Genomic DNA, 20,384 nt, shown 5'->3' with positions numbered 1-20,384 from the left:
TATTCCACATCCTTATTTATATCTAGGAAAATCTAGCAACTGTTCACGGTAATGGGAGTATTGTTTCTCCCTCAGCTCTATTTCTTTGGGCAATCCCTGTTTGATATCACTAATAATTGTCTCAAGTACATTTAATATATTCACAACGTATTGTTGAACTTTCAGAGAGGGAATAGGACATTTATAATTTGAAAATTGTTTAGCGTTAATATTAGGTTGTGAACCGCTACTTTTAGTTTCAGAAACAAACTTATAATAATTCGAGGTATTAACACAATGATAGATATACTCAGGCAAAGCAATATTATCATTCACGACTAATCTTATTAAATACCCAGCATAAATTGCTTTCTCGTTTGTAAAACGATGGAGATAATTTTTTCCAACGGTCGCTCCACTTCGTGCAAATAAAATATCATTCAAATTTAACAAATATTTTTCTTCAACAATACTTGGCGAAACTCTCTCTTGCTTTAACATTCCAAAATTGTTTATGTCAGTTATTCTTATATATCTAGTTATTCCATCAAATTCTATAGCAGAAGCACCCGATCCATAAGACAAGTTTCCCACTGCTATTTCTTTTAATGTTTTCCATGGAATTGTACTTTGTCCCAAGTCATCATTGCTAGTCTGATTTTCTTCCTGAGAAATTAATACTTGGGAAATTTTATTCAGATAGACTTCACTTAATATCTTATCTTTAAAATATAAATATTGTTTTTCTCTAGCCTGTAATTCAGCCTGTAATTCAGCCTGTAATTCAGTAACACATTTCGTAAATTTATCGAGTATATTTACGATCTCCCTTTGAGTTTTTAAACTCGGAATCGGTACGTATACTTCTTTTAGTTTAGAAAAATGTCTCATATATTTTCCAGTTTTTTTATAAAAATTGAGAATTACATGATACAAATATCTTGTATTAAGATAACTTTCATTTACCCTCATTGCTTTTATGCCATCTGCCCCCTGAGCAAATTGAAAATCAACATATTTAACTGTCTCTGTATGATCTCCAAAAACCACATATTTATCTTCTGGAAACAAAGCATCTGCATCATCAGTATATCCTATAATAAACTCTTGCCCTTGATCAATTATTGGATATTTCCCACAACTCAAGTACTGACTTTTTTTTATTTTTTTCTTAGCGGAGATTATTTTAATTTCTTTGATTTCACCTATTTTTTTCCACTCAACTGTTTCATCTTTAAGTAATTTGTCAATCTTCTCCATTACTTATACAAGCTCCTTTATAATCTTATCAATTGCAGCACGCAACTCATCAATTTTTTTAACTGTAATAGAGATTTCTTCATTAAGGACATCAATATCAATAACCTCCCGATTGTCTTCCTTTTCTACATATGACGAGACAGACAAATTATAATCATTAGCCGCAATAACTGAGTTATCGACTAACTTAGAAACATATTCTGCATCTTTTCTATTACGAAATGCTTCTATAATATTGTCAATGTTTTTCCCGTCTAAAACATTATTGTTCGTTTCCTTTTTGTATTCTTTACTAGCATCGATGAATAATGTTTTATTCTCTGTTTTATTTTTTGCCATTACTAAAACACACGTAGCAATGGATGTTCCAAAAAATAGATTTTCAGGAAGTGCAATCACACAGTCGACAAAATTATTATCAACTAAATATTGACGAATAGTTCTTTCTGCACCTTTACGATAAAAAATCCCTGGAAAACAAACAATAGCAGCACGTCCTCTGCTTGATAAATAACTCAAAGAATGCATAATAAAAGCGAAATCCGCATAATTTTTTGGTGCTAATTTCCCTGCTGGCGCAAAACGTTCATCATTGATAAGCGTTGGATCACTATCCCCTACCCATTTAATTGAATATGGAGGGTTAGAAACAATCGCATCAAAAGGCTTTTCTTCCCAATGAAGAGGATTCAGCAAAGTATCGCCTCGTTTGATTGAAAAATTATTGTAATTGATATTATGCAAAAACATATTCATTCGAGCCAAGTTAAAGTTAGTCATATTAATTTCCTGACCAAAAAAACCTTCTTCAATAATGTGCTCTTCAAATTGTTTCTTCATTTGCAACAACAATGAGCCTGAACCACATGTCGGATCGTAAACTTTATTAATCTTTGTTTTTCCATCCATTACTATCCTAGCTAGCAACTTCGATACTGATTGAGGAGTGAAAAATTCTCCACCTGATTTCCCTGCATTACTTGCATACTTTGAAATTAGAAATTCATAGGCATCACCAAAAGCATCGATGTCATTTTTTTGAAAGTCTTCAAAGTTTATTTCATCAATCCCTAATAGAATATCTGCTAAGCGTTTATTTTTTTCTGCGACGGTTCCTCCAAGACGATTGCTTGTTGTATCTAAATCTTCAAATAGTCCCTTAATATCATTTTCTGACTTGAAACCGATAGCACTGCCTTCTATTGCTTTAAAAATATTAGCAAGTTCGGTATTTAAATTTTCATTTGTTCTAGCATCTTTCACTACATTTTCAAATAATTGACTTGGCAAAATAAAAAAGCCTTTGTCTTCTACAGTATCTGGTCTGAAATCTTGCTCAGCTTCTTCATCGGTTAAATCAGCATAATCGAATTCTAGGTCTCCTGCCTCATATTCCGCTTTATTAAAGAACTCAGTCATATTCTCAGAAATAAAACGATAAAAAAGAATTCCTAAAATATATTGTTTAAAATCCCAACCATCTACTGCCCCTCTTACATCATCTGCAATAGCCCATATTTTCCGATGCAATGCTGCACGTTGTGCTCCACCATTTGATTCATTCATTATAAAACGCTCCTTACAATTTGTTTTTACTATAATTTTTATCACAAAAAATAGTGCTCATATATTCAAGTTTTCTAAATGAGTATATCTTATTCTTATTTTAGCAAGTCCTTACATCTTGTTTTATACTCTTCTTCCCATTCGCTCTGAATAGCTTTACTGTACAATCGTTCAGCATCCTCACCTGTATCAGACACGTATGTTGCTTGGTCAAGAAAATACTGGGTCAATTTCAAATCTTGAATGTATTTTTTTGCTGATTCCAACATGTCAAGATAGCTTTGTTGGAGACGATTGTGTTTCTTATCTCTAAAACCTACTTGATGTAAATTTTCAGAGAATTCGCTTAATTGGGCTATATCTGTTTGTACAATGTTACGCACTCTATAACCTAGAGACAATTCCTTAAACCCCAGAATATCTACTTCATCATTCAAATCTCTCCCAATAGCATCATATAACATTGGAATGAATTTATCCTCAATAAATTTGACAATTTTTTTAGACAACGACTTGAAGTTATCTTGTTTATAGAAAAATTCTTTATATTTATCAAGAAACTGATCTTCTATCAATAAATATAATCTACCAACAGCTTCATTACGAAAATATTCGATATGTCCATCTAAAAAAGAAAACTCTATTAAAAACTCTTTAGAATTATGATTCTTTTCTGTTAATCCATAAGTTCGCATGGTGGAGTGTGCCAAACCAATAAAAAACATGAAATCATTTTTACTATTATTTGTCTGCTCGAAAGGAATTTCACCATCAATTTGCTGTATAAAATTTTCGACCTGATCGTTAGGATACCCTCCTTTTTCAAGACGTCTCCATACAAGTTCCTTGAATGCCATCTGTTTTGCATAGGGGACATAATCCATCAAGAGTGTTTCTACTAAATATTTATATTTTGAATCTGATGAAATCTCATTGATTAATAAATTAAAAAGTTTTCCTGAAAAGATTGACACTTCCCATGCTTCTCCCCAAAAAAGATCCTGATAACGTTCAAAAGCAAGCGTTTCAATTAAGGTTGGAATATAGCTCGGGATAATCAAGAATGGATTAGGTGATGGTCTATCTCTACTAATTGGATCTCGCTGATTGTTCAACATCCTAGAAATCATTATAGGATCAACCACTTTTATATTTGTAGGTTTTTTCTTTACTGTTTTGTATGTTGGCGGTTCATCTTCCCCCATTCCCGTAGGATCAACCCAACCTTCACTTACTAATTCTTCTTCTATTATATATCCAGCAATTTGTTCGTTCGTTAGATCAAGCGCTTCTTTTCTAATCGCCATCCTCTTAGAAGTATTTTCATAAAAAAATTCTTCAACCTTATTTTTCTTCATTCGACCACCTTAGTGTATTTTTTTATTTTACATCTTGTAATTTTACACTAAAAATACACTAAAAACAATGTAGTATACTAGATTCAGATAGAGGAACACAAATATCCACTCTATCATCCAACGTTGGAACATCAATAAAAATGAGAGGACGTGAATGAAATGATCCAAAAAGAAATTTTAGAAGCAATGACTCAAGAACAACTAGACGCTGAATTTAATCGAGATGTAGAGGTAATGATGAAACAGTATGACAGTGACTATATCATTTATATCACAACAGGCATTTCACCTACACAGGTAATGGATAATTTATTTAATGAAATGAAACAAATCTGGTTAAAACGTTTGTCATTAGAATTGAAAGGAGGTGAATAAGGTATGGCTCAACCAAATTGGAATCCGCGCTTGAAAGATGTGCTAGGTCATGACACACAGGAAATCCCGATGATTAGTCCCCGCACAGGAAACGAGTATAAGGCTGAAGTTATTCTTGAACTCAAGGTTGTTTCTACAGGTTCCGTTGGAGACACTGATGATGGTAAGTATCATTATGCCATCGTTGACACTTCAAAGAATCTTGAGTATGCAATCAAAACCGAAAACAACGCTATATGAACAAGAAACAAACTTGTAACTATCTTCAAATTAGTAACAATACGCTAGACTACTCTTGGATTAAACAAGGCTTACCAAAAATCGTCGTTAGCGGTTCGACTCGTTTCGACAAAATTGCGATTGATGAATGGTTAGCAAACCTAGCAAAAAATCACCGGAGCTAATATAATAGAGCCATGTAGTATTTGGTTTCGGCTCGCATTCGGAGGTAAATACTATGGCTATTACAAAGACAGAAAACAATACTTATCAATTACGGCTCTACTACCCTCAAGATGTGCAAGAAATTTTAGGTGTGGCAAAGCTTTATTCGAAAACGTACAAAACCAAAAAGGAGGCAAAAGAAGCCAAGATTGATTTTTACGCCAAAATCAAGGAAGTACGGGAAAATCAAGACAAGAATGCGTTTGAACTAGGTGGTGAAGCCTTGTTCAAAAATTTTTACAATGATGTTTGGTTAGATGCCTATACTTCAGGTTTAACTTCAAACAACACGAATCCACCAACGGCAGTAACTATTAGCAACACGAAAGATGTGTTTCGTTTACACATTTTACCTATGTTCGGAAAGTACACGTTAAATTATCTTAACAAAAAAAAGCCTTTGTTTTGAAAGTCATGACGCAAAAGGCTGCTGAATACGCTAATTTCAAGACTTTGCGTTGCTACGTCAACTCCATTTTCGATTGGGCAGAAGAACTTGAATACATTGAGCTCAACAAATTAGCAAAATCGTTGCGACGGATTAAAGCCACAAGAAAAATCAGTTGAAAGAAGCACAACAAGATGAAGACAAATACCTTTCGTTTGAACAACTGTAAGAATGGTTGAATACAGTTCATAACGATTGGCAAAATGGTGTACTTCTTTTTCAAGATTATCTGTTATTTCAACTTACTTTTTTCTTATCTGTCCGTAAATCTGAGACTTACGCGTTGAAATGGAAACACTTAGACTTAGCAAAGTCCCAAATCACACTTGCGAAAGCTTTGGATAAATTTGGCAACGAGAAAAACACAAAAGGGAATAAAACAACCATTTTCCACATCCCAGCTGAATTGAAAGAATTACTGATTCAATGGAAAATTCAACAAAAAGAAGAACTTGCTCAATTTGAAATCGAACAAACTCCTGAACAACTGATTTTCACTTACACAGATCACAAAGGAAATAGCAACCAACCACTTCATACTGACTACCTTAACTATCGCATGAAGTCCATAGAACGTCGTCACAAGCACCTTGCACACGCAACACCGCATAAGCTTCGCCATACCAGGTGCAACGCTAGCAAAACAATCGGGCGCTTCATTAGAGCAAATTTCCGAAGCACTCACTCATAGCGATACAAATATCACACGAACGTTTGTCAATACGCCTAATGTGATCCAAATGCCAATGGGCGAAATTGCTTATCGCAAATTGTCTCAAAATGTTGCAGACCGGAATGGTGTCAACTTTGGTGTCAACTCAAAAAAAGACGCTTCGCAAAACGAATTGCGAAACGCCTGATAAGACTGATATAAAGCTGTTTTTAACGTTTTGAGAATTGGCTCGCTTTGCGGGCTTTTTTCAAACCTGGTTTCTTTCTTTCGACCATACGTGAATCACGAGTAAGTAATCCAGCGCGTTTTAATGGAAGACGGAAGTCAGGATCAACTTCTAGTAACGCACGAGCGATACCGTGACGGATAGCGCCTGATTGTCCAGCGTAGCCTCCACCATCTACGTTTACGAATACATCGTATGAACCAGTTGTTTCAGTTACGCCAAATGGTTGGTTGATAACTAAACGTAGGTCAGCATGTGGAATATATTCTTCAACGTCTTTTTTGTTTACAGTAATTTTACCAGTTCCTGGTACTAAGCGTACGCGAGCAACTGCATTTTTACGACGGCCTGTGCCGTTATATTGTACTTGTGCCAATGAATTTCCCTCCTGTTAAATTAAGTTTGTGATATCTAAAACTTCTGGTTGTTGTGCTGTATGTGGATGTGTTGCTTCACCGTATACGTGAAGTTTCATGCCTTGTTTACGGCCTAGAGTGTTCTTAGGCAGCATACCTTTAACAGAAGTTTCAACCAAACGGCGAGAATTTTTAGCACGTAATTCGCCTGCAGAGACTGATTTCAATCCGCCTGGATACATTGAGTGACGGTAGTACATCTTGTCTGAAGCCTTATTACCTGTTAGTTTCACCTTGTCAGCATTAATTACAATTACAAAATCTCCAGTATCTACATGTGGTGTAAATGTTGGTTTATTTTTTCCACGTAAGATAGTAGCAGCTACAGTTGATAAACGTCCCAAAGGAACATCAGTTGCATCGATTACGTACCATTTACGTTCTACTTCGCCTGGCTTAGCCATATATGTTGTGCGCACGATTTCTTCCTCCAATTTCAATTTCGAATGTTTGACAAACACTTGAGTTTCCGGGGCTCTCATGGGGCAAACAATACCATTTACCATAATACTTCCTAATGCCCGCCGTGTCAACGTTTTTCTGCTGTCTTTACCAAGTTTTTTCCTTTTCCTACTATAGAAGACAATCTATTTCCCTTTAACTCCTAATGCATAAAAAGACACTAAAACAAAACTTTTTTGTATAAATATTTAAAAAGGGGTTGATTTTTGTATTTTATGGTGCTAAGATTACCTCAACACAAAATTAGAGTTCAATGAAAAAGGGAGTTTTCAGGATGAAAGAAAAAGTAATTTTAGCTTATTCAGGTGGTTTAGACACTTCAGTTTCTATTAAATGGTTAGTAGACGAAGGGTACGACGTTGTAGCATGTTGTTTGGATATCGGTGAAGGAAGAGATACTGAATCCATTAAAAACAAAGCTTTGCAAGTAGGCGCCAGCGCTTCTTATGCGATTGATGCAAGAGAAGAATTCGCGCAAGAGTTCGTTTTAGTCGCTTTACAAGGGAATACTTACTACGAAAATTCATACCCATTAGTTTCAGCTTTGTCTCGTCCGCTGATTTCTAAAAAATTAGTCGAATTAGCTCAACAAACCGGCGCAACAACAATCGCACATGGCTGTACAGGTAAAGGCAATGACCAAGTACGTTTTGAAGTTTCCATTGCTGCACTTGATCCAAACTTGAAGATCATCGCTCCAGTTCGGGAGTGGAAATGGTCTCGTGAAGAAGAAATTAACTATGCTGCTGAAAAAGGTGTGCCGATTCCAGCAGATTTGGACAATCCATATTCCATCGACCAAAATCTATGGGGCCGGGCTTGCGAGTGCGGAATCCTAGAAGATCCTTGGGCTACACCGCCTAAAGGAGCTTACGACATCACTGCCGAATTAGAAGAAACACCAGATGTACCGACAATTATGGAAATCACCTTTGAACAAGGCGTTCCAGTGGCTTTAGATGGCGAAAAAATGCTGCTGTCTGACTTAATCATGGCTTTGAATAACGAAGCAGGCAAACACGGCATTGGCCGGATCGACCACATTGAGAACCGTCTTGTTGGGATCAAATCACGGGAAGTTTACGAATGCCCAGGTGCCACTGTTCTAATGGCTGCTCATAAAGAATTAGAAGATTTGACTTTTGTACGGGAAATGGCCCATTTCAAACCAATTATCGAACAAAAATTAGGTCAAATGATTTACGACGGACTATGGTTCAACCCAATCATGGATGCCTTGAAAGCTTTCTTGGCAGAATCGCAAAAAGTCGTTAACGGTGTGTTGCGGGTGAAAATGTTCAAAGGCAATGTGATTGTTGAAGGACGTAAGTCTAACAACAGCTTATATAATGAAAACTTGGCTACTTATACTTCTGCTGATACCTTCGATCAAGATGCAGCAATCGGCTTCATTAAATTATGGGGTCTGCCAACGAAGGTAAATGCTGAAATTCAAGCCAGCACTAAACAACCTAGCTTATAAAAACATGCAAGGTGAACCAGATGTGAGGCAGCTTTTACTTGCCGGTAAATAAGGCTGTCCGGTTCACATCTTGCCATTGCTCTCAGGTGAGTTTCTTTTCCAGAAAGGAAATAAGGAAACCAGCAATGTGTTTCATCCTGAGGTATCTGAAAAGATGCCTCCTCCCAAGCAAACAGGACCGTTTCGGCGGTCTTTTTTTATCTTAGGCTTCACGAACTGGCCTTCTTAGCAGTTTGGGAAGTCTTTTTTGAATGAATTGCGAAAATGCTGTTTCCATTTTGAGGGAAAACAGCTAGTCTTATATATAGTAGGAATTTTAATAATGAAGCGGAGGAACAAATTTATGGCAAAGCTTTGGGGCGGTCGGTTTGACGGTAAAAATGAAGCATGGATTGATGCATTTGGCGCATCGATTCCTTTTGATCAGCAATTAGCCAAACAAGATATTACAGGAAGCTTGGCTCACGTGAAGATGTTAGGCAAAACCGGCATCATTTCAGAGGAGGATGCCAAAGCAATCATCGCGGGCTTAAATACGTTGGCCGAAAAATTAGCGAAAAACGAATTAACCTTTACAATTGAAAACGAAGATATTCATTTAAACTTGGAAAAAATGCTTCACGACGAAATCGGACCTGTAGCCGGCAAGCTTCACACTGCCCGCAGCCGGAACGACCAAGTTGCTACCGATATGCATTTATATCTGAAAGAACATGTGCAGGACATCGTTGAAAAGATTACGGCCTTCCGTGAAGTGTTGGTGGCTAAAGCCGAAGAACATACCGAAACCATTATGCCTGGTTATACTCACATGCAGCATGCTCAGCCGATTTCGTTCGGGCATCACTTGCTGGCTTATTACAACATGCTGACAAGAGATCAGGAGCGTTTGACGGAAAGCTTGAAGCGGATTGACCTTTCACCGTTAGGCTGTGCAGCATTGGCCGGAACAACATTTCCGATTGATCGTCAAATGACCGCTGACGAACTAGGCTTTGGCGGCATTTACTCTAACAGCTTAGACGGCGTTAGTGATCGGGACTTCATTTTGGAATTTTTAAGCAACAGCTCGATTCTAATGATGCATTTGTCCCGTTTTTGCGAAGAAATCATTTTATGGTGCAGCCATGAATTTAAATTCGTGGAATTAACCGATACCTTCTCCACCGGCAGCTCGATTATGCCGCAAAAGAAAAACCCTGACATGGCGGAACTAATCCGCGGCAAGTCAGGACGCGTGGTTGGCGATCTAATCGGCTTGTTAACCGTTATGAAGGGATTGCCGCTAGCCTACAACAAAGACCTGCAGGAAGACAAAGAGGGCATGTTTGATACGGTCCATACTGTGGGAACTAGTCTGGAAATCATGACTGGCATGATCGACACTATGAGAGTGCACACTCAAACCATGCATGATGCCACTGAAAAAGATTTCTCCAATGCTACTGAGCTGGCAGATTACCTGGCAACTAAAGGAATTCCTTTCCGTCAAGCTCACGAAATCGTTGGGAAATTGGTGCTAAGCTGTACGCAACAAGGCATTTACTTACAGGATGTGCCATTAGATGAATACCAAGCCATTTCTGAATTGATTGAAGAAGATATTTACGATACTTTGGCTTCGAAAACTGCCGTTGTTCGTCGGACCTCTTTAGGGGGCACCAGCTTTGAACAGGTAGAATGGCAAGTTAAACAAGCGAAAGAAGCTTTAAAAAATAAATAAAAAAATGACTGTAGACCTCCCATTCGGGCTTGGTCTACAGTCATTTTTATTTACGCATCAATTCCAGGTGCTTTGCCTAATTTTGCTTGCAGCATCCAGATTTTCTTTTCAAGATCCGTTTTGAAACCTGTAAAGATATCTTGTGTGCTGTCGTCGCCTTCTTCACCAGCAATTTCAATTCCCTTTTGGTAAAGATCAGCCAAATAGCGATAGCCTGCGACTAAAGTTTCCATCCGTTCAGGAATCGTACGGTCCCAGCTGCCTTTTTCATCTTTAATTCCTGTATGCTCTGCCCATTCACTTAAAGTCGAATAAGGAGAACCATCCAAAGTGATTAAGCGCTCAGAAATGACATCCAATTGGTCATTGATTTCATCCATATAATCGTCCATTAATGGGTGCAACGTTAAAAATTCAGGTCCCCGCATATACCAGTGGGTTTGGTGAATCACGACTGAAAATTGACTAAGATCGGCAACAAGCTGGTTCAATACTTCTTTGGTTTTTTCAAATTTCATAAATGCATTCCTCCTAAATTTTGTCTCAATTCAAGCATAGTACACTTTCAACAAAAGTACAAAGATTTCGGCAAAAAAAAGTATCTTTTGCGTATATATAGATGAAGGGGGAATTTTAATGTACATTCTATGGTTTTTCATCGGCACAATCGTTGGTTCTTTTCTTTGTCTCGTGGCTGACCGCCTACCTAGGCAACAATCGATTCTCTATCCTGGTTCTCATTGTTCCTTTTGCGGTCATAGACTACGCCCGCAGGAAATGATCCCGATTCTTTCAATTATCCTGCAGAAAGTCCGTTGTACCCATTGCCAGCATAAACTCCCTCTTCGCTATTTATTTTGCGAAGTTGCCACGGGTTGTTTATTCATGCTTTTTCTGCCGGTACTCAGTATGGAAAACTTCTGGGTATTATTCTGGGTGTTAAGCAGCTTTGTCTTAGCCCTGATTGATTACGATACGTATCTTGTAGAGGGAAAGATTTTTCTTTTTACTGGGAGCCTGCTGGTGCTAAGCGGACTCTTGTTAGAGATGCCGCTGCACTGGAGCCATCCCTTGATTATCATCGCTTGTTTTTATTTGTTGCAAAAGCTGATGCCGGACAGTATGGGCACTGGCGATCTCTGGGTCTTAGCTTTATGGAGTTTGTTTTTGTTAATGTATGAGCTGCTGATTATTTTATTGATTGCTTCAGCCAGTGGGATTCTTTTTTATGGTTACCAACAGCTGCGGAAGAAAAACTTGCGGGAGATTCCTTTTCTGCCGTTTCTCTTTCTCGGGCTTTGCCTTTTGCAGCTATTGAAAAAAGCCTAGAGCATTGCTCTAGGCCGGTGTCTATTTCCAGTTTTTACGAATAAATCCAGCTCGGCCAGATCCTTCGCTGTACATTTTGTAATGCAGCTTGTTCTTTTTATAGTAGTCCTGATGATAATCTTCAGCTGGATAGAAGGTTTCAGCCGGCTCAATCGAAGTCATGATCGGTTTGTCAAAACGTCCGCTGGCCTGCAGCTGTTCCTTCGAATGTTCCGCCGCTGCTTTTTGTTCAGGCGAATTGTAAAAGATCACTGGACGATAAGAGTCCCCGCGATCAGCGAATTGACCAAAGGCATCGGTTGGATCTGTCTGCTGCCAATAAATTTCTACTAAGTCCTCATAAGAAATCACTTCAGGATCGAAGGTAATTTCTACCGCTTCAGTGTGTCCAGTTAAGCCCGACCCCACTTGTTCATAGGTTGGGTTTGGAACATGTCCGCCAGTATATCCGGAGACAATTGATTGAATGCCCGGCATTTGATCGAATGGTTTGACCATACACCAAAAACAGCCGCCAGCAAAAATTGCTTTTTCTTCTGCCATGATACTCATCCCCTTTGGTTCTATCATATGCTCTTTACTTAAAAACGAAACAAATTTGCTCATAATAAAAAGGAATTACTCAAAACTGAGTAATTCCTTAATCTTTTAAGTGTTTAGTTCATTGGATTGTTCAAAGCGTCTTCGGCAGCTAATTGGGCTTCAATATCAGAGATACTGTAGACATTTTCGCTGGCTACAACGACTTCTTTTGGTTCCATGTTACGGTAACGAGCCATACCAGTACCGGCAGGAATAATCTTACCGATAATAACATTCTCTTTCAATCCAAGTAATGGATCTTTCTTACCGCGAATGGCAGCATCCGTCAAGACACGCGTTGTTTCCTGGAAGGACGCGGCAGACAAGAAGCTGTTTGTTTCTAGTGATGCTTTCGTAATACCTAACAAGACTGGACGAGATGTCGCAGGTGTTCCACCAGCTACGATAGTATTGTAGTTACGGTCTTTAAAGTCGGCAATATCCATTAATGTACCAGGCAAGATATCTGAATCACCTGGGTCCATGATACGGACTTTACGCAACATTTGACGAACCATTACTTCAATATGCTTGTCGCCGATTTCTACCCCTTGCATCCGGTATACGCGTTGTACTTCACGAAGCAGGTAAGTTTCAACTGAGATCACGTCACGCACTTGCAATAAGTGTTTCGGATCGATTGAACCTTCTGTCAACGGCGCACCACGGTGAACGATGTCACCTTCTGCCACTTTCATACGTCCTGTGTAAGGAACCGTGTATGTCCGTGTATCAGTTTCACCTTTAACAGTTACTTCTTTGGTACGAGTAGAAGCATCTTCAACGATTTCGCTTACTTCACCAGTAACTTCGGTGATAACAGCCAAACCTTTAGGATTACGTGCTTCAAAGATTTCTTGGACACGGGGAAGACCTTGAGTAATATCGTCTCCAGCAACCCCGCCGGTATGGAATGTACGCATGGTCAACTGAGTACCTGGTTCACCGATTGATTGCGCAGCGATGGTACCAACTGCTTCACCAACTTCAACGTCATCGCCAGTAGCCAAGTTGCGGCCGTAGCAATGCTTACATACACCATGTTTTGTATTACATGTAAAGACTGAACGGATCGTTAGTTTTTCAACACCTGCATCCAGCAAACGTTTTGCGTCAGCTTCAGTGATTAAGGTATCGCCACCCAACAAGATTTCACCCGTTTCAGGATGTCTAACTGTTTTTTGAGTGTAACGTCCAATTAAACGTTCTTCTAGTGATTCAATGATTTCGTTACCTTCGCGAATCGCAGAGATTTCCAAACCGCGGTCAGTTCCACAGTCATCTTCACGAACGATTACATCTTGGGCAACGTCAACCAAACGACGAGTCAGGTAACCTGAATCGGCTGTCTTCAAGGCGGTATCGGTCATCCCTTTACGAGCCCCGTGAGTCGAGATAAACATTTCCAAGACGGATAGACCTTCACGGAAGTTAGAGATAATCGGCAATTCCATGATTTGTCCATTCGGAGCGGCCATCAATCCACGCATCCCAGCAAGCTGAGTAAAGTTGGAAATGTTACCACGGGCACCGGAATCGGACATCATAAAGATTGGGTTTTTCGCATCTAAGGATTCCATCAGTTTTTGTTGAATGGCATCTTTAGCGGCATTCCAAACGCCAATTACCCTTTCATAACGTTCTTCATCGGTAATCAAACCACGACGGAATTGTTTAGTGATCGTGCTCACTTGTTCATGAGCTGCATCGATAATTTCTTGTTTTTCAGCCAAAGCCATGATGTCGGCAATCCCAACAGTCATACCAGCCATTGTTGAATGTCTGTAACCTAAGTCTTTCATACGGTCCAACATCATAGACGTGTCTGTAACTTTGAAACGCTTGAAGACTTCAGAGATAATATTTCCTAAGTTTTTCTTCTTGAACGGCAAGATGATTTCTTGTTCCTTGATAATTGCAGGAATGTCCGCGCCTTTTTCGACAAAGTATTTGTCTGGCGTATGCTGCGTCAAGTTGAAATCAGTTGGTTCATTCAAGTAAGGGAATTCCTGCGGCATAATATCATTAAAGATAATTTTACCAACAGTCGTAATCATTAGACGTTCTTTTTGCCATTCAGTGAATGGTTTGTCGCCTAAAGTATTTGGATCAACGGCTACGCGAGAGTGTAAATGCACATAGCCATTACGCCATGCCAATACAGCTTCGTTCATGTCGCGGAAGATCATGCCTTCCCCTTCACGTCCGTCTTCTTCCATTGTTAGGTAGTAGTTACCTAGGACCATATCCTGTGATGGTGTAACAACTGGTTTACCATCTTTTGGATTCAAAATGTGGGTTGCAGCCAGCATCAGCATACGTGCTTCTGCTTGAGCTTCTTCGCCTAGTGGCAAGTGAACCGCCATTTGGTCTCCATCGAAATCGGCATTGTAGGCTTCACATACTAATGGGTGAAGACGAATAGCGCGTCCTTCAACTAAGATTGGTTCAAAGGCTTGGATACCTAGTCTGTGCAAAGTAGGTGCCCGGTTCAATAGAACTGGGTGTTCACGGATAACTTCTTCTAAAATATCCCAAACAACATCTTCTTGACGTTCAATTTTGCGTTTTGCATTCTTGATGTTTGACGCAATTTCTCGTTGAACTAATTCTTTCATTACGAAAGGTTTGAACAACTCGATGGCCATTTCTTTTGGCAGGCCACATTGGTACATCTTCAAGAATGGTCCAACAACGATAACGGAACGGGCAGAGTAATCGACACGTTTACCCAGCAAGTTTTGACGGAAACGACCTTGTTTCCCTTTCAACATGTGAGAAAGTGACTTCAATGGACGGTTACCTGGTCCAGTAACTGGACGGCCGCGACGACCATTATCAATCAACGCATCTACCGCTTCTTGCAGCATCCGTTTTTCATTTTGTACGATAATATTTGGTGCATTCAAGTCTAATAGACGTTTCAAACGGTTGTTACGGTTAATTACCCGACGGTACAAATCATTCAAGTCACTGGTTGCAAAACGGCCACCTTCTAATTGCACCATAGGACGCAAGTCTGGCGGGATGACAGGAATAACATCCATAACCATCCAGCTTGGACGGTTGCCGGAAGAACGGAAAGCTTCCAATACGTCTAAACGACGGATGGCACGGGTCCGTTTTTGACCTTGAGCAGTCTTCAATTCCTCTTTCAATTCAGCAGATTCACCCTCTAAATCAACTTGATCTAACAGTTGTTTGATGGCTTCTGCACCCATGGCAGCGTGGAATTCTTGACCATATTGATCACGTTTTTCACGGTATTCACGTTCAGTTAATAATTGTTTCTTTTCTAAGCTTGTATTACCAGGCTCGATGACTACATAAGAGGCAAAGTAGATAATTTCTTCCAACGCACGAGGGCTCATGTCTAAAATAAGACCCATACGAGAAGGAATACCTTTAAAGTACCAAATGTGTGTCACAGGAGCGGCTAATTCAATGTGGCCCATACGTTCACGACGAACTTTTGAGCGAGTTACTTCAACACCACAACGGTCACAAACGATGCCTTTATAACGAATACGTTTGTACTTTCCGCAGGCACATTCCCAGTCTTTGGTAGGACCAAAGATCCGTTCGTCAAATAACCCTTCACGTTCTGGCTTTAAGGTACGGTAATTAATGGTTTCCGGCTTTTTCACTTCACCGTAAGACCAGCTTCTGATTTTTTCGGGAGAAGCTAAACCTATTTGCATACTTTCGAACTTGTTAACATCGATCAAAAGGGTTTCCCTCCATTTCTTCTAATCCGCAAGTCATCTATTTCTAGATGACTTGCGTCAAACGGACTCTTATAAGTCTTCTGCTGTTTCAATTTCTTGGATTAAATCGGCAGCTTGGCTCTCACGTTCAGCAGCGGCTTTTTGTTCCAACTCTTTAGCTGATTGTTGTTCAGCAAATTTGGTTAAAGCATCTACTGTGATTAAGTCATCATCGTCATCATCCATATCACGCAGCTCAATTTCTTTGTCGTTGATATCCAATACTTGCATATCTAAACCTAGAGCTTGTAATTCTTTCACCAATACGCGGAAAGATTCAGGAACACCTGGTTTTGGAATTGGTTCACCTTTGACAATCGCTTCGTATGTTTTCACACGACCAACGACATCATCTGACTTGTAAGTCAAGATTTCTTGCAAGGTATATGCCGCACCGTAAGCTTCCAGTGCCCATACTTCCATTTCCCCAAAACGTTGTCCACCAAATTGGGCTTTACCACCTAATGGTTGTTGTGTAACTAGAGAGTAAGGTCCAATTGAACGAGCATGTAATTTATCATCAACCATGTGGGCCAATTTGATCATGTACATAACCCCAACCGAAATGCGGTTGTCGAATGGTTCACCGGTACGTCCATCGTATAAAACGGTTTTCGCATCGTTCGCCATTCCAGCTTCACGAACAGTTTCCCATACGTCAGTATCAGCGGCACCATCAAAGACTGGAGATGCAACGTGGATGTCTAAGTAACGAGCAGCCATCCCTAAATGCAATTCTAGTACTTGTCCGATGTTCATCCGTGATGGTACCCCAAGTGGGTTCAACATGACATCAACTGGTGTGCCGTCTGGCAAGTAAGGCATGTCTTCTTCTGGCATAATGCGAGAAACGACCCCTTTGTTTCCGTGACGGCCGGCCATTTTGTCCCCTTCATGGATTTTACGTTTTTGAACAATATATACGCGAACCAGCATGTTCACGCCTGGTGATAATTCGTCGCCGGCTTCACGAGTAAAGATCTTCACATCGTGAACGATACCGCCGCCGCCGTGAGGAACACGTAATGATGTATCACGAACTTCACGGGCTTTTTCGCCAAAAATGGCATGCAATAGACGTTCTTCAGCAGAAAGCTCAGTAACTCCTTTTGGTGTTACCTTACCAACTAATAAGTCACCATCATGAACTTCAGCACCAATGCGGATAATCCCCATTTCGTCCAAGTTCTTCAATGCGTCTTCCCCAACGTTCGGGATTTCGCGAGTGATTTCTTCAGGTCCTAATTTAGTATCACGAGCTTCTGATTCGTATTCTTCAATATGAATAGAAGTATACACATCGTCTTTAACTAGACGACGGCTCATGATGATCGCATCCTCGTAGTTGTAACCTTCCCAAGTCATGAAGGCAACTACCACGTTTTGACCTAATGCTAATTCACCGTTTTCCATTGATGGACCATCAGCCAAGATGTCTCCAACTTCGACGATTTCGCCTAAGCCGACTAACGGACGTTGGTTGTAGCTGGTACCAGAGTTGGAACGACGGAATTTGGTAATGTCGTATTTGTCTAATGCACCGTTGTCGCGACGAACGCGGACTTCAGTTGAATCAACAAATTCAACAACACCATCGTTTTTACATAATAATGCTGCACCTGAGTCATGAGCTGCAGTATATTCCATACCAGTACCAACCCATGGAGAACGTGGTTGGATCAATGGTACAGCTTGCCGCTGCATGTTGGCACCCATCAAGGCACGGTTGGAGTCATCGTTTTCCAAGAAAGGAATACATGCAGTCGCGACAGCAACTACCTGTTTAGGCGATACATCCATGTAATCCACTTTATCGATGGTTACTTCCAAGTTTTCACTGGTTGCACGAGCCATAACTAATTCTTCAACGAATGTTCCATCGTCGTTCAATTGACTATTGGCTTGGGCTACAACATAGTGATCCTCAGTATCAGCAGTCAAGTAATCAATATGTTCAGTTACCCGACCAGTTGCACGATCCACACGACGGTAAGGTGTTTCGATAAAGCCGAATTTATTGACCTTCGCATAAGAAGCCAAGCTGTTGATCAACCCGATATTCGGACCTTCCGGTGTTTCAATCGGACACATACGACCATAGTGGGAATAGTGAACGTCTCGAACTTCATAACCAGCGCGGTCACGAGTCAAACCACCAGGCCCTAAGGCAGATAGACGACGTTTGTGGGTCAATTCCCCTAATGGGTTGGTTTGGTCCATGAACTGTGACAGCTGTGAAGAACCAAAGAATTCTTTGATACTTGCTACGACTGGACGAATATTAATCAATTGTTGCGGTGTCAATGTTTCAGTATCTTGAATTGACATCCGTTCACGAACGACACGTTCCATCCGAGCTAAACCAATACGGAATTGGTTTTGCAGCAATTCACCAACGGAACGAATACGACGGTTACCTAAGTGGTCGATATCATCCACGTTGCCGATGTTTTCCATCAAGTTCAAGAAGTAGCTCATTGAAGCAACGATGTCGGCTGGGCGAACCGTGCGAACTGAAGCTGGCGGATAGCCGTTACCAATTACGGTTACTTCACGTTCAGGATCTTTTGGTGAATACACTTTAATTGGTTGAATCGTCATTGGGTCAGTCACTACCGCATCATCTGAAGGATAGTAAGTTACTGAGTTTAAGCCATTTTCCAAATGTGGTCCTAATTTATCCATCACTTGGTGGGTTAAGACAGTATCTTTTTCCACGATGATTTCGCCAGTTTCTGAATCAACTAAGGTTTCAGCCAAAGTTAAATTCAACAAGCGTGTTTTCAAGTCTAATTTTTTATTTACTTTGTAACGACCAACGTTTGCTAGGTCGTAACGTTTTGGATCGAAGAAACGAGCGGTCAGCAAGCTGCGTGAGCTGTCGGCTGTTTTTGGCTCACCAGGACGAAGACGTTCGTAAACATCTTTCAAACCTTCTTCGGTACGTGAATCACTTGGGTTTTTGTGTAAATCTTTTTCAATTGTGTTGCGCAATGATTCGCTTTCGCCAAACAATTCCATAATAGTATCGTCTGAGCCGTAACCTAATGCACGAACTAATGTAGTCAAAGGAATCTTACGAGTACGGTCAATCCGTACATAAGAAATATCTTTCGCATCTGTTTCCATTTCCAACCATGCACCACGGTTAGGAATTACAGTTGAGCCAAAGCCTTCTTTTCCGTTTTTATCAACTTTCCCATGGAAATAAACACCAGGAGAACGGACCAGCTGCGAAACGATTACTCGTTCTGCACCATTAATGATAAAAGTTCCTTGTTCAGTCATTAGAGGGAAATCGCCAAAGAATACTTCTTGGGATTTAATTTCGCCAGTTTCGCGGTTTACTAAACGTAAGATAACATGCAAAGGGGCAGAGTAATTCGCATCGTGTTGGCGTGCTTCTGCGACGGTGTATTTTGGTTCCTTCAATTCATAGTCAACAAATTCAAGTGACAAGTTTCCGGTAAAGTCTTCAATTGGCAAAATGTCTTCAAACATTTCTCTTAGTCCTTCGTCTAAGAACCACTGATAAGAATCTGTTTGAATTTCGATCAAGTTCGGTAATTCCAATACTTCACTGATTCGGGCAAAGCTTCTACGTGTGCGGTGTTTCCCGTATTTCACGTCATATCCAGCCAAGTTCTTCACTCCTTGTTAAAAAGTCTGAAAACCGATCCGAAGATGAATGACATTTATGTTACAAATATTAAAATTGTGTAACACCAGACATTTTTAGCGGCTTTTAGGCAAAAAAAAACCAAAAATAGAACGTTCTCTTGAAAAAATTCTTGAGCTTCTACTTTTGTTTCCTTATTTTAAAACCGGAACGGACAATATTTCGTTCCTGTCTTTGATCATTTCAGATAGTTTTAGCAACTTCAAATAATACACTACATATATACTCTTGTCAATACTATCTGATAGAGTTGCAGGGCCTATACAGGTTTTCTTAAGGTTTAGCACCGCTTTTATTTCATGAAAGAAAAGTAGAAACTATCTTAATTTTCTGAATTCTGCATTTTTATTATTGACATCTCATTTTTCTTACCTTATACTAATGAACAACCAGAAGTTGGAGGTCATTCTTATGATGAAAATGAAAAAACCACAACTGAATAACCGCTACTTTAGCTATTTTAGATAATGTTTGTATTCATCACTGGATGCAAACAGGGCAAAACGCAAGTTTGTATCTATGATGGCTAGAGCAATTTCACGTACCACCAGCCACGTAGAGGAAATTACTAAGTGGCTGAGTATAATAGTATTATTATCTCGTATGTACAATCA

At 39.8% G+C, this 20,384-nt stretch carries 14 protein-coding genes and 2 pseudogenes; 7 read left to right on the top strand and 9 right to left on the bottom strand.

What is annotated here, in order from left to right:
• Positions 1–12 precede the first annotated feature (12 nt).
• The 3 genes from JZO70_RS00650 to JZO70_RS00640 form a co-directional block, all read right to left on the bottom strand.
• Positions 13–1,239, bottom strand: a complete 1,227-nt coding sequence (locus tag JZO70_RS00650) for a restriction endonuclease subunit S (RefSeq protein ID WP_207671596.1) — start codon at positions 1,237–1,239, stop codon at positions 13–15.
• A gap of 3 nt (positions 1,240–1,242) precedes the next feature.
• Positions 1,243–2,805: a type I restriction-modification system subunit M gene (locus JZO70_RS00645; protein ID WP_207671595.1), complete on the bottom strand. Its 1,563-nt coding sequence runs from the start codon at positions 2,803–2,805 to the stop codon at positions 1,243–1,245.
• A 95-nt stretch (positions 2,806–2,900) separates the two neighbouring features.
• Positions 2,901–4,163 carry a hypothetical protein gene (locus tag JZO70_RS00640; RefSeq protein WP_207671594.1) on the bottom strand — a complete coding sequence of 421 codons (1,263 nt, stop codon included), beginning with the start codon at positions 4,161–4,163 and terminating at the stop codon, positions 2,901–2,903.
• 159 nt (positions 4,164–4,322) lie between these two features.
• Between JZO70_RS00640 and JZO70_RS00635 the strand changes: the two genes are divergently transcribed.
• The 4 genes and pseudogenes from JZO70_RS00635 (at position 4,323) to JZO70_RS00615 (ending at position 6,290) form a co-directional block, all read left to right on the top strand.
• Positions 4,323–4,538 carry a hypothetical protein gene (locus tag JZO70_RS00635; protein ID WP_207671593.1) on the top strand — a complete coding sequence of 72 codons (216 nt, stop codon included), beginning with the start codon at positions 4,323–4,325 and terminating at the stop codon, positions 4,536–4,538.
• 3 nt (positions 4,539–4,541) lie between these two features.
• Positions 4,542–4,778: a hypothetical protein gene (locus tag JZO70_RS00630; protein ID WP_207671592.1), complete on the top strand. Its 237-nt coding sequence runs from the start codon at positions 4,542–4,544 to the stop codon at positions 4,776–4,778.
• A pseudogene (locus JZO70_RS22740) lies at positions 4,754–4,942 on the top strand (helix-turn-helix transcriptional regulator); the annotation flags it as partial. The gene JZO70_RS00630 and the pseudogene JZO70_RS22740, both read left to right, overlap by 25 nt.
• 53 nt (positions 4,943–4,995) lie before the next feature.
• A pseudogene (locus tag JZO70_RS00615) lies at positions 4,996–6,290 on the top strand (site-specific integrase).
• Positions 6,291–6,312: 22 nt separating this feature from the next.
• On the opposite strand, the gene rpsI reads toward JZO70_RS00615, so the two are convergent.
• Complete coding sequence (gene rpsI / locus JZO70_RS00610) at positions 6,313–6,705, bottom strand: 30S ribosomal protein S9 (RefSeq protein WP_207671589.1); 393 nt, start codon at positions 6,703–6,705, stop codon at positions 6,313–6,315.
• Between the two features lie 15 nt (positions 6,706–6,720).
• Positions 6,721–7,167 carry a 50S ribosomal protein L13 gene (gene rplM / locus JZO70_RS00605; protein ID WP_347565066.1) on the bottom strand — a complete coding sequence of 149 codons (447 nt, stop codon included), beginning with the start codon at positions 7,165–7,167 and terminating at the stop codon, positions 6,721–6,723.
• Positions 7,168–7,481: 314 nt separating this feature from the next.
• Here rplM and JZO70_RS00600 point away from each other — a divergent pair, with 314 nt between their 5' ends.
• Positions 7,482–8,690: an argininosuccinate synthase gene (locus tag JZO70_RS00600; protein ID WP_207671588.1), complete on the top strand. Its 1,209-nt coding sequence runs from the start codon at positions 7,482–7,484 to the stop codon at positions 8,688–8,690.
• A 343-nt stretch (positions 8,691–9,033) separates the two neighbouring features.
• Positions 9,034–10,413 carry an argininosuccinate lyase gene (argH, locus tag JZO70_RS00595; RefSeq protein ID WP_207671587.1) on the top strand — a complete coding sequence of 460 codons (1,380 nt, stop codon included), beginning with the start codon at positions 9,034–9,036 and terminating at the stop codon, positions 10,411–10,413.
• Positions 10,414–10,463: 50 nt separating this feature from the next.
• On the opposite strand, the gene JZO70_RS00590 is transcribed toward argH, so the two are convergent.
• Positions 10,464–10,931: a Dps family protein gene (locus tag JZO70_RS00590; protein ID WP_207671586.1), complete on the bottom strand. Its 468-nt coding sequence runs from the start codon at positions 10,929–10,931 to the stop codon at positions 10,464–10,466.
• Positions 10,932–11,049: 118 nt separating this feature from the next.
• Here JZO70_RS00590 and JZO70_RS00585 point away from each other — a divergent pair, with 118 nt between their 5' ends.
• The gene (locus tag JZO70_RS00585; RefSeq protein ID WP_207671585.1) at positions 11,050–11,742 is read left to right on the top strand and encodes a prepilin peptidase; all 693 of its coding nucleotides are present in this window, start codon (positions 11,050–11,052) and stop codon (positions 11,740–11,742) included.
• A 21-nt stretch (positions 11,743–11,763) separates the two neighbouring features.
• Here JZO70_RS00585 and msrA read toward each other — a convergent pair whose 3' ends face one another.
• The 3 genes from msrA to rpoB all read right to left on the bottom strand — a co-directional run bounded on the left by msrA (position 11,764) and on the right by rpoB (position 19,742).
• Positions 11,764–12,285: a peptide-methionine (S)-S-oxide reductase MsrA gene (msrA, locus tag JZO70_RS00580; RefSeq protein WP_207671584.1), complete on the bottom strand. Its 522-nt coding sequence runs from the start codon at positions 12,283–12,285 to the stop codon at positions 11,764–11,766.
• A gap of 113 nt (positions 12,286–12,398) precedes the next feature.
• On the bottom strand, positions 12,399–16,052 hold the full coding sequence (gene rpoC / locus JZO70_RS00575; RefSeq protein ID WP_278252575.1) for a DNA-directed RNA polymerase subunit beta': 3,654 nt from the start codon (positions 16,050–16,052) through the stop codon (positions 12,399–12,401).
• Positions 16,053–16,121: 69 nt separating this feature from the next.
• A complete protein-coding gene (gene rpoB / locus JZO70_RS00570) occupies positions 16,122–19,742 on the bottom strand; it encodes a DNA-directed RNA polymerase subunit beta (RefSeq protein WP_207671583.1) in 3,621 nt (1,206 codons plus the stop codon).
• Positions 19,743–20,384: the final 642 nt, after the last annotated feature.

Origin of the sequence: Candidatus Enterococcus moelleringii (assembly GCF_017377575.1) — a bacterium.
GTDB classification, from domain to species: Bacteria; Bacillota; Bacilli; order Lactobacillales; family Enterococcaceae; genus Enterococcus_A; species Enterococcus_A moelleringii.
The sequence above is the reverse complement of the archived record's forward strand: the minus strand, read 5'-3'. Positions and strand labels throughout refer to the sequence as shown.